We start from the raw sequence: 13,394 nt of genomic DNA on the forward strand, positions 1-13,394 counted from the left end.
GGTACACACATGACAACCCCACTCCTCGAACTGCGCGACCTGTGTCGCGACTACCCTGCCGGCGAAGAAACGCTGCGCGTGCTCGATCATGTCAACCTGGTCATCAACGCGGGGGAAATGCTCGCCATCGTCGGCGCCTCCGGCTCGGGCAAATCCACGCTGATGAACATTCTCGGCTGTCTGGATCGGCCCAGCGAGGGCAGCTATCGCGTGGCCGGCCGCGAGACTGGCGCGCTGGAACCCGATGAGCTGGCCAAGCTGCGCCGCGAGCATTTCGGTTTCATCTTTCAGCGCTACCACCTGCTGCCGGACTTGACTGCGCTGGGCAATGTCGAAATTCCCGCAATCTATGCCGGCAAGGATCGCCAGGAACGCCACGCCCGTGCCCGTCAACTGCTCGAACGCCTGGGCATGGGCGATCGCCTGCAGCACCGCCCCGGCCAGCTCTCCGGCGGCCAGCAGCAGCGCGTCTCGATCGCCCGCGCCTTGATGAATGGCGGGCAAGTCATCCTTGCCGACGAACCCACCGGCGCGCTGGACAGCCGCAGCGGCCAGGAGGTGATGACCGTGCTCAAGGAGCTGCACGCCGAGGGCCACACCATCATTCTGGTGACCCACGACATGCAGGTCGCCAGCCATGCTCATCGCATCATCGAAATCCACGACGGCAAGATCATCGCCGACCGCCTGCGCGAGGACGCACCCGCCCTCCTGGAGAAAGCCCCCATCACCACCCCGGGCCGCACCGCGCGGGCCTGGCAGGCCGGTCGTGATCGCCTTGGCGAAGCCCTGCGCATGGCGCTGGTGGCCATGAGCGCGCACCGTATGCGCACCTTCCTGACCATGCTCGGCATCATCATCGGCATCGCTTCGGTGGTCTCCGTCGTGGCGCTGGGCCAAGGCACCCGCGCCAGCATTCTCAAGGACATCAGCGCGATGGGCACCAACACCATCGACGTCTATCCCGGCTCGGGTTTTGGCGACATGCGCTCGGCAGCCGTACGCACGCTGGTCTCGGCTGACGCCGAGGCTTTGGCCGGCCAAGCCTACGTGGATAGCGTGACGCCGATGGTGTCGACGTCAAAGACCCTGCGCTTCGGCAACATCTCGGCCACCGGCAATATCAACGGCGTGGGTGCCCAGTATTTCCGCGTGCGCGGCCTCGAGTTCACCGAAGGGCGTGCCTTCAACCTGCAGAGCGAGCAAACCCTGGCGCAAGACGTGGTGATCGACAACAACACGCGCAAGGCCTTGTTCGGCCAGCAACGCCAGGTGATCGGCGAGATCATCCTGCTCGGCAGCTTGCCGGCACGCGTGGTGGGCGTGACGAAAAAGAAGGACAGCGGCTTTGGTAACAATGACAGCCTCAATGTCTGGTTGCCCTACACCACCGTTCAGAGCCGCCTGCTCGGCCAGCATTATCTGAAGAGCATCACCGTACGGATGCGCGATGGCGTCTCCACTGCAGCGGCTGAACAAGGCATCAAGAAACTGATGATCCTGCGTCACGGCGGGCGTCAGGATTTTTACCTGTTCAATTCCGACAGCCTGCGCCAGACCATCGAGAAAACCACCGCCACCCTGGCCCTGCTGATCTCCTCGATTGCGGTGATCTCACTGATCGTGGGCGGCATCGGCGTCATGAACATCATGCTCGTGTCAGTCACCGAACGCACCCGCGAAATCGGTGTGCGCATGGCCGTCGGCGCCCGCCAGAGCGACATCATGCAGCAGTTCCTGATCGAAGCCGTACTGGTGTGCCTGGCCGGCGGAGTGCTCGGCGTGCTGCTGGCGCGCGGCATCGGCCTGCTTGTCACACAAATCGCCCCGAGCTTCCTGATGGTGTATTCGACGACTTCCATCCTCGCCGCCTTCGGCTGCTCTACCCTGATCGGCCTGATCTTCGGCTTCATGCCGGCGCGCAATGCCGCGCGCCTCGATCCTATCGACGCACTGGCAAGAGAATGACAAATGCATCACGCCCCGCCCGGCGCCTTTGCTGTGCCGCGCTCATGGTCTTCCTGCTCGGCGGCTGCGCCAGCCTCACGCGCACGCCCTACGTCGCACCGCCCGCCAGCGTAGCAGCCGCCTGGGCCCATGCCGACAGTGCTCCCGCCGCCAACGCCGGGCGCTGGTGGCAGGCTTTCGGTGACGCGCAACTCGCCACGCTCATCGACGAAGCACTGGCCCGCAACGCCGATCTGGCCGCAGCCGGTATCAAACTGCAACGCGCGCGTCTGAATACCGGCCTGGCTGAAGACAAATTCATTCCGGCACTCGGTGCCAGCCTTGGCAATTCGGTGAGCAAATCGCTCAAGGGTGCTGGCGATATCAGTCGCAGCTATTCGGCAAAAACGACGCTGAGCTGGGAAGCCGATCTGTGGGGCAAGCTCGCCAGCACGCGTGACGCGGCGCAATGGGAAGCCCAAGCCACCGAACAGGACAAGGCCAACACCGCACTGGCACTGATCGGCAGCACCGCACGTCTGTATTGGCAAATCGGCTATCTGAACCAACGCATCGATCTGAGCACGCAGAGCATTGCCTACACGGAACGCACGCAGGCGCTGGTCCAGCGCAAGTTCGAAGCCGGCGCCATTTACCGGCTCGACGTCCTGCAGGCCGAACAGGATCTGGCCAGCCAACGGGCCAGCCGGACCCAGCTCATCCAGCAACGCGAAGAAGCGCGCACCGCCTTCGCCCTGCTCTTTGACGGCCCGCCCAGCAAAAACTTCACCGAACCGCAGAGCGTGCCGACCGGCGCTTTGCCAAGCGTAGTGGCCGGCCTGCCCGCCGACGTGCTGGCGCGCCGCCCGGATCTGCGCGCGTCCGAGCTGCGCCTGCGCGCCACGCTGGCCAGTGGCGACGCTACCCGCCTGGCCTACTACCCGAGCCTCAGCCTCACCGGATCATTAGGCAGCAGCAGCGACAAACTGCGCGACGTACTGAGCAATCCGGTCGCGGCGCTGGCCTCCGAACTCGCCCTGCCCTTCCTGCAGTATCACGAGATGAAACTCAAGACCGGCGTCGCGCGCGCCGACTACGATCTGGCTGCCATCCAGTTCCGTCAGTCGCTTTACAGCGCGCTGGGCGATGTGGAAAACGCCCTCTCCGCCCGCACCCAGTACGTCCAGCAAGGCGAATTCCTCGGCCGCTCACTGGCTGCCGCGCAAAGCGCCGAGAAGATTAACGAAACCCGTTACCACGCCGGCGCCATCCCGCTGCAGACCTGGCTGGACTCACAGGAAAAACGCCGCAGCGCCGAAGCCTCTCTGGCCGAAAACCGCTACAACCAGCTCGCCAGCCAGATCGCCCTGAACCTCGCGCTGGGCGGCGATTCGCAGCCTGGAAATTGAATCCGGACGCGCCGTCCTGCAAGCTTGAAAGCGGCCCAAAAGGCTGGTCACAATGGCGTGGCGAACGCATAAGGCCTTTAACGAAGTAGGTCTTAAGGAGATCACCACCATGCCAAAATCCGCCACGAATCCCTTTGAAGTTTTCTTACCCTTGTCCGGCTCCGTCTGGCAGCAGTTCCGCGGCTTCGGCCAGTTCGGGCTGATCAATTTCTACCTGACCGGCAGCCAGAATCCACAGCTCGAAGGAGAAATCACCACACAATGGAGCTACGGACGCCAGATCGGTCGCATCCATGAAACGCTCAAGGTACTGATCAAGCGCCTCGATGGAGCCCTGAGCACCGAAGAGCAGGCCGCCCTGCGCGATTTTGATTCGATGGACAACGAGATCAACAAGCTCCGCAAGCGTCTGGAGAACTGAGGGGCTGCGGCAGCAACACAATGACCAAGAAAAACTTCCCCCTGTCCGACGTGTATGGCTTGCTGGAACCCGGCCCGGTGGTGCTGCTGACCACGCAGCGCAAGGACAAGCCCAATGTGATGACCCATTCCTGGCTGACGATGCTCGAATTCGAGCCACCGCTGGTGGGCTGTGTGATCAGCAATCGTAACTACAGCTTTGCCGCACTGGAGAGCAGCGGAGAATGCGTGATCAACATTCCGACGTCGCATTTGCAGGCAGCCGTCGTCGGCTGTGGCAACACCTCGGGGCGGCGCACCAACAAATTCGCGAAGTTCGGCCTGACGCCCATGCCGGCCAAATACGTGCAAGCACCGCTGATCAAGGAGTGTTTCGCCAACCTCGAATGCAAGCTCGTAGATGCCGACATGGTGCCGCGCTACAACCTCTTCGTGTTTGAAGTGCTCAAGGCCTGGATTGATCCGAAAATGGATCACGCGCCGACGATGCATCACCGCGGCTCGGGCGCCTTCATGCTGGCCGGCGAGACGATCACGCTGCAATCAAAAATGAAATAGCACCCCGGCTTGCCCGCGATCACCCAGCGTTGCCGGCCGCTACACTGCAGCCCAACGCCCGCTCTCGCCACACATGTCTCTAATCACCAGCTTTCCCCCCATCGCCACTCCGGACGCCCGCCTGCTGATCCTCGGCAGCATGCCCGGCATCGCCTCACTGCAGGCGCAGCGCTACTACGCGCATCCGCACAACCAGTTCTGGCCGATCCTTGGCATCCTGCTCGGCTTCGATCCGGCCGAGGCCTACGCAATCCGCTGCGCACGACTGGGCGCCGCCCACGTCGCCGTGTGGGACGTATTGCAAAGCTGTGTGCGCCCCGGCAGCCTGGATGCCGATATTGACGCGACCAGTGCGATCCCCAATGACTTCGCCGCGTTTCTGGCCACGCAGCCACAGATTCGCCACATCTTCTTCAACGGTGGCGCGGCCGAAACCCTGTTCCGCCGCCATGTGCTACCGACGCTGCCGCTCGCCGGGATCAGCTGCCAGCGTCTGCCCTCCACCAGCCCGGCCCACGCCAGCCTGCGTCCGGGCGCTAAACAAGATGCCTGGAGAGCCGCACTGGGCGGACTTCTTCAGCCCCCTGCCTGAAGACACCCGGCAGGAGCGGCTCTTCAGGCAGGTCCGCCGAGCACGAAAGTGCAACCAAACGAAAACTCCAGCGCAGGCAGATCGCGCTAAGCGCCTCAATCCAGACTCCCGTCAGAAACCGCATTCCCTCCACGACCACCATCCATGACAAGCCCGTAAAATCCGGCTCGCCTTCAATTCCCTGTTTTTTGCGAGCCCCATGCAAACCCTGCAACTCATCCTCTTCATTGGCCTGGCGCTGTATTCCATCTACAGCGCGATCACCTACGCGCTGCGGCGCTCCGACAACAAGGGCGCGCTGAACGAACTGAAAGCGCACGGCAAACCACATCGGGGCCTGAGCGCCGAGGAAAAAAGCCTGCTGCAGCCCTTCCTCGTTGACCCGGCCAAACCCGGCAAGATCGTCAGCTTGCTGAACGAAAACGTCTATGAACTCTTCGGCGAATTCGTCCGCCACGGCCTGCACGTGAGTAATGGCGGCGAGACCATGCATGACACGCTGGGCGGCGTGGATGTGGTGCTGCCCTATGACGCACGCGATTTCATCTCCATCGGCAATCGCGCGGAAGTGGTGCTGACGGAAAAGTTCGCCCTCGTCATCACCCTCAACCAGAACTTTGATCTGGCCGCCGGGCGCGAGCGCGCCCAGCAGGAACAGGCACAGCAACATCAATGGAATGCTGGTCAGAGCGGCGAACTGGCCGGCGGGCTGAATTCGCAGACCGAAGCTGCAGCTTCGGCCGACACCGATATCGGCAGCGTGCGCCTGATCAGCCAGCGCAACGAAACTCCGGCCGAGGCCGCCGTGCGCGCCCATCCGGGCTGGGGCGGCATACCGCTGCTGATCCTGATTCCGGCCTTCATCCTGCTGACGATTGCCGGCTACGCAGATGCGATCTGGTTATATCTGGCGCCCGCGCTGACCCTGTTCGCCCTGGCGCTGTGGCTGATCTGGCGCCCGCGCTCGCCCGCCAGTCCGCAGAAGGTCAATCGTGTCGAAGGCACGCTCACCGTCGTCAGCCTGCAAAGCCCGAGCAATTCCAATGTCGTAAGCAGCCAGCTGTTTCTGGGCGACAAATTCCCGCTGGTTTTGCCCGAGCACTGGAAGCAACGCGCCACCGTGCCGCCGGACAGCCGGGTGACGCTGGAGATGCGCGTGGACGACTACTCGGTCGTGGCTTTCGGCAACAGCCTGTCGATTGATCGCGAAGAACGTCTGGCCCCCTCCATCTACTGGGGGCGGCACCTCACCCTGAGCCTGGCCGGTGTCATCATGTTGTGCGTCGGCTGGCTCTACAAGGACAGTTTCGACGCAGATCTGGCCCACACCCGCGCCGCCCTGCTGGCCGCGCCGGCACACAGCTATGAGCAGGCAGCAGCGCTGATCGCCCAGCCGCCCGCACCCGGCAGCATGCTGCATCTGCGCGCGCAGGCACGCTGCCAGATTGCCCCGGCCGACGGCAACAATCCATCGCCGATTGACTGCAACACCCTGCGCTGGGGCGGCGAAGTGCCGCAAGTGCAAACCGTCGCCGCCGATGAAGCCCTGCTCAAGCTCTATCATGGAGAGGTGCTGGAAGCCCGCAGCAATCCGATGCTGAACGCCATATTGCAGATGCAGATGGCGCGCGCAGGCGGCGCTTACAACCCCTACGCCGGGCGCGCATCGGTGCAGACCCTCGGCAATCTGAGCGCGCTGGTACTCACCGTGGACCGCGAGTGCCACGACTTCGGCGCCAGCAGTCGCATTCCCTGTCAGGATCTGCAACAGATGCTGGGCAGCAAGATCGTCGTCGACGATGCCAGCGACAAGGACATCGGCTGGACCACCCTGCTCGCCAAAGCCAGGGATGGCAGCCTGAAACAGGATGGCGACAGCGCACTGGCCAATCAACAAGTGGTGAGCAGCCTGCGCGCGAGCCTGCGCGATCTGGTTGCACCGCGCGTGCACCAGCTCTACGCCAAGCCCCTGCAGACGGCCCTGGCCAGCCAGCGTGGCGGCATCGTCCTGCCGCTGCACGAGCAGCCTCTCAGTACCCCGTCCAGCGACCCGGATGCACCCGTCGTCGACATCGCCTCACCCTCAGCCGGGGCGCAGATCGAGCAATCCACCGACTGGCAAGTGCAGTGGGCGGCCTACCAAAGCCTGACGCAGCCGGACAATCTCAAAGCGGTCGAATTGAACGGACTTGTCATCAGCAGCGACAAGGATGAGCGCGGCGATCTGGTGCTGAACATCGACCCGGAGCGTAACCCGGACAACTATCTTCCCGCCCTGGTCCGCCTGCTGGAAGCCATAGCCGGAGCGCTTTTCCTGCTGGTGCACGGCCCGCTGTGGGTGATCAGATTGCGTCAGTCCATGCAGCGCAACAAGGCGCTGGCGGCCTTATCAGCGCACTAGAACAGCGCCAACACATGGCTGGAGAGCCGCAGCTGACGGACCTCTCCAGCCATCCAGCCTGAAGACGCCCGCTGGATGCGGCTCTTCAGCACGCCATGCGTTTGCGCAGCCAGCCGCTCAAGCCATCCACCAGCAAGGCCAGCAAGAGCATGGCGCCAATTGCTGTGCAGGCACTCCCCAGACGGAACAGCGACAACTCCACATAGAGCAATTGCCCCAGCCCGCCCGCGCCGACGAAGCCCATCACCGCGGCCATGCGGATGTTGATCTCCCAGCGATACAGGGTATAGGCCAGCCATTGCGGCGCGACCTGCGGCAAGGGGCCGTAGAGGAAGGCCAGCGCGCGCGGCGCACCGCTGTGGCGCAGCGCGGCTTCGGCCGCTGGCGGGGTGTTTTCCAGCGCCTCGGCATACAGGCGCCCGAGCACGCCGGCCGTGTGCAGCGCCAGGGCCAGCACGCCGGCAAACGGGCCGAGCCCAGCGGCCAGCACGGTGATGGTTGCCCACACCAGTTCCGGCACGGCGCGCAGCAGGTTGAGCAGGAAGCGCACGCCGGCCTTGGCAACGCGCCCATGCCTGCCCGCCGCGAACAGCGCCAGCCCGGCGCCGAGCCCAGCCGCCAGCAAGGTGCCGGCGAGCGACAGGGCGAAGGTTTCCAGCGCACCGCTGGCGATCTTGGCTAGCAGCTTCGGCTTGAGTGAGGGCGGGAAGAATTCGCCGATGAAACGCCCCAGATCGGCCAGCGCCTGCGCGCCCGTCAGCGCCCCCAGATCCAGGCCGAGGCTGCGCCAGCAGGCCCACAGCCCGGCGATCAAGAGCAGCCCGCCAAACCAGCCCAGCGTTGTACGCCAATAACCATCGGCCGGCGCATCCATCCACTGGCGCAAGCCTTTCGACACGGCGTCGGCCAGCAGCACCAGCAGCAGGAATGCCAGCAGGATGCTTGCCATCTCGCCGCCATTGAAGGCTTTCATGGACTGATCCATCAACTGGCCCAGCCCGCCCGCGCCGACCAAGCCCATCACCACGGCGGCGCGCAGCGCGCATTCCCAGCGATACACGGTGTAGGAAACCAGCTCGCTGGCGGCCATCGGCAGCAAACCGTAAGACAGCGCGGCGAGGCGCCCGCCGCCGGCCGCGAGGATCGCCTGCGCCGGGCGGCGGTCGGTGGAATCGAGAATCTCGCTGAAGACCTTGGCGAGCATGCCGCCATACGTCAGCGCCAGCGCCAGCACGGCCGCACTGGGGCCGAGGCCGAAGACGCGCACGAAGAGCAGCGCCCACACCACTTCCGGAATGCCGCGCAGGAACAGGGTCAGCCCCCGGCCCAACGGGCGCACGCCGCGCCGCAGCCAGCTTGCCGGCGCCGGGCCGATGGCGCTGAGCGACAGCGCCGATGTCGTCAGCACGGCCAGCGGCATGGCAATCAACAGCGCCAGCAGCATGCCCACGCTGGCAATCGCAATCGTCTGCCACAGCGCCTCGCGCAGCAGGCCGAGAAAGAAGACGTCATGCGCCAGCGGATAGAAGCTGGCGAGAAAACCGCCGATGACTTTCAGATTGCCGGGCTGCGCAAGTTGGGCAAAATCGACGCCCGCGAAATGCCCCAGCGGCCACAGCAAGGCGACGGCCAGCAGGCTCCAGGCGAGACGCGGCAGCGCTGCCGGATCGCGCATGAGGTTCAGCTCAGAGCGCATGAACACGATAGGCCGGCGCTGGCGCTTCAACCACCGGCGCCAGCCGCTCGGAGGCATACAGCGCCGCCAGATCCTCGGGCGTCACGGCCGCCGCAGGCTTGTCGAAAAGCACGCGCCCTGCGCGGAGGCCGACGATGCGCGGGAAGCGCGCCAGCGCCAGTTCCACCGCATGCAGACTGGCGATCAAGGTGGCGCCGCGCTGCTGCGCATCCTGCGTCAGCACCGCTAGGGTGTGATCGGCCAGGGCGGGGTCCATCGCGGAGACGGGCTCGTCGGCCAGCATCAGCTCGGCCTGCTGATACAGCACGCGGGCAATCCCCACGCGCTGCAACTGCCCGCCGGAAAGCTGATCGCAACGCGCGAACAGCTTGTCCGCCAGATCGACGCGGCTCAGCACCGCCAACGCACCCACGCCGTCTTGCGGATGAATCAGCGAGAGCAAGGATTTCCATATCGGCCACAGGCCCAACCGCCCGGCCAGCACCGCCGTGACCACGCGCTGGCGCGGCGGCAGCGGCGGCGCCTGATGAATGCTGCCGAGCCGGCTGCGCAGGCGCTGGCGCGCGCCCGCGTCCAGCGCCCAGGGCTCGGCCCCGCCCAGCAGCACGCGCCCGGAACTGGGCCGCAGCGCCGTGGCGAGCACGCGCAAGAGGCTGGTCTTGCCCGCACCCGAGGGCCCGATGATGGCCAGCTGCTCGCCGGATTCGACCTGCAGATCCAGCGCCTGAAGACCGGCGTGGCCGTTGGCGTAGCTCAGGCTCAATTCTTCGAGATGAATGCGCATGTTTTTAAGGACAGGTATTGGGGACTTCTGATGGGGGACTGGGGACTCGGAACTGGGAGCTGGGAAAAACGGGCCGGCGCGGCGCACCAAGGGGCTTTTGCGTAGCATTCGCCGGCAGCGCCGGCGGAAACCTCCCCAGTTCCCAGTCCCGAGTCCCGTCTTTTTCAGTCCCCAGTCCCCAGTTCCGAGTACCCAGTCCCGACCTTTCAGTCCAGCAAGCCAGCCGCCTTGCCCGCCGCCTCGATGCCGACGTAATTCTCGGCACTGGTCGGGATGAACTTCGAGGCGCGCTGCAGATCGAGGATTTCCTTGTGCGCCGGCTTGGCCGGGTCGAGCTTGAGGAAAGCTTCGCGCAGCTTCTTGACGAGGGCCGGATCGAGATCGCCGCGCACCGTCCAGTTGTAATCGAAATACGGTGGGGTCACGTTGAACACGCGCACTTTGGCGGTATCCACTTTGCCGGCCTCGACCAGCTTGTCCCACACCGAGGCGTTGAGCACGCCGGCATCCGCGCGGCCCGCCTGCACGAAGGCGACGGTCGCGTCATGCGCGCCGGAGAAGGCGATGCTCTTCAGATCCTTGTCGACGACCAGACCGGCCTTGCCCATGAAATAGCGCGGCATCAGGTGGCCGGACGTCGAAGATGGCGCGCCGAAGGCGAAGCTCTTGCCCTTCAGATCGGCCAACGTCTTGATTGCCGGATCGGCGGTGATGAAGCGGCTGGTGAAGGTCGCATCCTCGGCGCGCTGCACCAGCGGAATTGCCGTGCCGCCGGTGCGCATCTTGGCCTGCACGAAGGTGAAGCCGCCCAGCCACACCAGATCGAGGCGTTTGGCGCCCAGTGCCTCGACCACGCCCGCGTAATCGCTGACCGCCACGAAGCTCACCGGCATGCCCAGTTCGGCTTCCAGATACTTGCCCAGCGGCGTGAATTTGCGTTGCAGCTCGGTCGGCGCTTCATCGGGAATGGCCGACACGCGCAGCACGGTTTGAGCCAGGGAGGGCAAAGCGCAGGCAGCAAAGGCCAGCGCCGCCAGAACGCGCAGGACGCGATGACGGATCGTGAATGGCATGGTGAAACTCCACAGCTTTGTCCGGCGCAGCAGGCTGACCGCCGGAGGAATCAAGGGACGTGCTCAGGGCCGTGGCCGGCGCGAACGCGGGCAATCACGGCTGGCGCGGATTATACGTGGGGATCCGCGCGGGGCGGACCTCATCGCCATGCCAGCCTGAAGAGGCCCGCCGGGCGCGACTCTTCGAGCATCGCGGTTCAAACAAGGCCCCGCGCATCCAGCCGCCCCGGCGCAGCCATCGACCGTCTGGGCACAAACCCTTGCCGGCCTCGCGCCAGACGTCAACAATCGCCCCTCCTGTCTTTCACCCTGGATCAAGTCATGACGCAACAATCACAATGGGTACGCGGCGCACTGGTTCTGGGCGCCTTGCTGGCTTTCGGCCTGATCACGGCAGCCGCCCTGCTCGGCTACAACGCACGCATTGCGGCCAGTCAGCGCCAATCCATCACCGTCAAAGGTCTGGCGGAGAAACCGGTCAAGGCGGATCGCGCCGAGCTGAACCTGTCGCATGAAAGCCGTGGCGCCAGCCCGGCCGAAGCCCTGCGCCGCCTGCGCGAACAGAAACCGCAGCTGGATAGCTTCTTCAAGGATCAGGGCTTCACGACCGAGCAGATCGAGATCGGCGCCGAGAACTTCTTCCCGGTCTTCAAGCACACCGATAAGGGCATGCCCACCGAGATTGTCGATCACTACGACGCCGGCCAGGCCTTCGTGCTGCGCAGCCAGAATGTCGAGCAGATCGCCAAGGCCCAGCGCGCCACCCTGAGCCTGCGCGAAAACGGCCTGGCACTGGAAGTCGGCCAGCCGCAATATCTGGTGTCGAGTCTGGAAGAGATGAAGATGTCCCTGATCGGCAACGCCACCCAGAACGCCTTCGCCCGTGCCGGCGAATTTGCGCGCAACGGCAATGCCAAAGTTGGCCAGATGAAATCAGCCTCGCAAGGCGCCTTCTACATCCTGCCCGCCACCGGCCGCTCCGAAGCCGACAGCGATTACGGCGGCGCCTACGATAAATCCACCATCGACAAGATCGCCCGCGTGGTTGTCACCATCGAATACGCGATTCAGCCCTGATCGAGAACCCTGCTCGCAGAGGCCCATCAGGCGTGCCTCTGCGAGCAGACAAACGGCAATAAAAACTGGCGCAACGGGCCGTTTTCCCGCAAGGCTGCGCTTCATCGGAGACCAGCGGCGTATCCGTCAAACCGCCGGATCCGCCCGGCACAATGCGGCTTCGATTTCTCACGCCCGACCGCCTCATGAACGCCATTCGCCCCCTGCCTGCCCGCCTGCCCGTTCAACTTACTGCCTGGAGTCTGGCCCTGCTGCTGGGCGCCTGTGGAGGCGGGGGTGGGGGTGGATCGGGCGGCGGAACAAATGACACTGCATCGAGTTCATCCAGCTCCAGCTCATCCGGCTCGGGCCAGGCTTCTTCGTCTTCATCAAGCTCCTCCTCATCCTCGAGTTCTTCGTCCTCGTCAGGGGCCGGCTCCTCCAGCTCCTCGTCGAGTTCGTCTTCAAGCTCTTCGTCGAGCAGTTCCTCATCCAGCAGCTCCGGCGGCAACAGCCTTTACTCCAGCCTGCCCAACCTCTCCAGCTGCATCACCGGGCAGCTCAGGGACGCCGAGCGCACGGCGGTGCTCGCCAAACTGAATGCCGTGCGCGCCCGCCACGGCCTGCCACAGGTCACTTACGATGCCAGTGATGACGGCGCAGCGGCCGAAGCAGCCCTCTACATGGCCGCCAACAAAGCACTGACCCACACGCCTGACAGCAGCGGCAAGTGCTATTCAGCCAACGCCGCACGTCTGGCCGGCAGCAGCAATCTGCACATGAGCTGGGGCTCCGGCAGCACCCTCGGCACCCCGAGCAGCGACGCCATCGTCGGCTACCTGATCGACAACAACGTCCCCTCGCTGGGCCATCGGCGCTGGGTGCTCAACCCCTATCTGGGCAAGACCACCTACGGCCGCGTGGACGGGCAACCTGACGGCAGCGGCGGCAGCTACTACATGGCCTCGACCCTGAAAGCCAGCAACGGCGTCAGCAGCGTCAGCATGAGCAATGACTTCGTCGCCTACCCCTACGGCACATACCCGAGCAACGAGTTCTCCACCAGCTGGTTCCTGTCCTTCTCGGCCCTGCCCAGCAAGACGAATGTGTGGGCGAACGGCAGCAGTCAGGTCAGCTACGCCAGCGCCACAATTGCCGTCACCCACAGTGGCGGCAGCCTGAGCGTGTCGCAGCAATCGGCCGATTACGTGGGCTACGGCCTGCCCAACAACCTGCAATGGAAAGTCGCGGGCCTGGTCGCCAACACCGATTACACCGTGACCATCAGCAATGTCACGGTCAATGGCGCCACGCGGCAGTACCAGTATCCTTTCCGCCTGCAATAGTGACCGCCTGAAGAGCCGCCCCCAGCAAGCCTGAGCGGATAGGCAGGCTGCACAGGCTTGCTGGGGGCGGCTTTCCGGGCCGCCACAAAAAAGAGACGCCGCAGCGTCTCTT

General features: G+C 64.6%; 11 protein-coding genes. 8 read left to right on the forward strand and 3 right to left on the reverse strand.

All coding sequences use genetic code 11. From position 1 onward, the window contains the following. Positions 1–9: 9 nt before the first annotated feature. From ABXR19_RS14915 to ABXR19_RS14940, 6 genes are all read left to right on the forward strand, one after another. Entirely contained in the window at positions 10–1,968 is a 1,959-nt protein-coding gene (locus tag ABXR19_RS14915; protein WP_354601934.1) for a MacB family efflux pump subunit, read from the forward strand. Beyond that, positions 1,965–3,356, forward strand: coding sequence for an efflux transporter outer membrane subunit (locus tag ABXR19_RS14920; RefSeq protein ID WP_354601935.1), 1,392 nt, complete (start codon positions 1,965–1,967; stop codon positions 3,354–3,356). The genes ABXR19_RS14915 and ABXR19_RS14920 overlap by 4 nt, the downstream gene beginning before the upstream one ends. A 109-nt stretch (positions 3,357–3,465) precedes the next feature. Continuing rightward, positions 3,466–3,777, forward strand: a complete 312-nt coding sequence (locus tag ABXR19_RS14925) for a hypothetical protein (protein WP_354601936.1) — start codon at positions 3,466–3,468, stop codon at positions 3,775–3,777. Positions 3,778–3,797: 20 nt separating this feature from the next. After that, positions 3,798–4,334 (forward strand): flavin reductase family protein, encoded by a 537-nt coding sequence (locus tag ABXR19_RS14930; RefSeq protein WP_354601937.1) that lies wholly within the window; start codon positions 3,798–3,800, stop codon positions 4,332–4,334. 73 nt (positions 4,335–4,407) lie between these two features. Then, positions 4,408–4,926, forward strand: coding sequence for a DNA-deoxyinosine glycosylase (locus ABXR19_RS14935; protein WP_354601938.1), 519 nt, complete (start codon positions 4,408–4,410; stop codon positions 4,924–4,926). Between the two features lie 199 nt (positions 4,927–5,125). Next, positions 5,126–7,327, forward strand: coding sequence for an IgaA/UmoB family intracellular growth attenuator (locus ABXR19_RS14940; RefSeq protein WP_354601939.1), 2,202 nt, complete (start codon positions 5,126–5,128; stop codon positions 7,325–7,327). 85 nt (positions 7,328–7,412) lie between these two features. Here ABXR19_RS14940 and phnE read toward each other — a convergent pair whose 3' ends face one another. From phnE to ABXR19_RS14955, 3 genes are all read right to left on the reverse strand, one after another. After that, positions 7,413–9,023: a phosphonate ABC transporter, permease protein PhnE gene (gene phnE / locus ABXR19_RS14945; protein ID WP_354601940.1), complete on the reverse strand. Its 1,611-nt coding sequence runs from the start codon at positions 9,021–9,023 to the stop codon at positions 7,413–7,415. Then, positions 9,013–9,807 carry a phosphonate ABC transporter ATP-binding protein gene (locus ABXR19_RS14950; RefSeq protein WP_354601941.1) on the reverse strand — a complete coding sequence of 265 codons (795 nt, stop codon included), beginning with the start codon at positions 9,805–9,807 and terminating at the stop codon, positions 9,013–9,015. Before ABXR19_RS14950 ends, phnE begins: the two co-directional genes overlap by 11 nt. 206 nt (positions 9,808–10,013) lie before the next feature. Further along, complete coding sequence (locus ABXR19_RS14955; RefSeq protein ID WP_354601942.1) at positions 10,014–10,880, reverse strand: putative selenate ABC transporter substrate-binding protein; 867 nt, start codon at positions 10,878–10,880, stop codon at positions 10,014–10,016. A 321-nt stretch (positions 10,881–11,201) separates the two neighbouring features. Here ABXR19_RS14955 and ABXR19_RS14960 point away from each other — a divergent pair, with 321 nt between their 5' ends. Both ABXR19_RS14960 and ABXR19_RS14965 read left to right on the forward strand, forming a co-directional pair. Then, entirely contained in the window at positions 11,202–11,957 is a 756-nt protein-coding gene (locus tag ABXR19_RS14960; RefSeq protein ID WP_354601943.1) for an SIMPL domain-containing protein, read from the forward strand. Between the two features lie 185 nt (positions 11,958–12,142). Continuing rightward, the gene (locus ABXR19_RS14965; RefSeq protein ID WP_354601944.1) at positions 12,143–13,282 is read left to right on the forward strand and encodes a CAP domain-containing protein; all 1,140 of its coding nucleotides are present in this window, start codon (positions 12,143–12,145) and stop codon (positions 13,280–13,282) included. Positions 13,283–13,394 lie beyond the last annotated feature (112 nt).

Source organism: Uliginosibacterium flavum (assembly GCF_040566545.1).
GTDB lineage: Bacteria > Pseudomonadota > Gammaproteobacteria > Burkholderiales > Rhodocyclaceae > Uliginosibacterium > Uliginosibacterium flavum.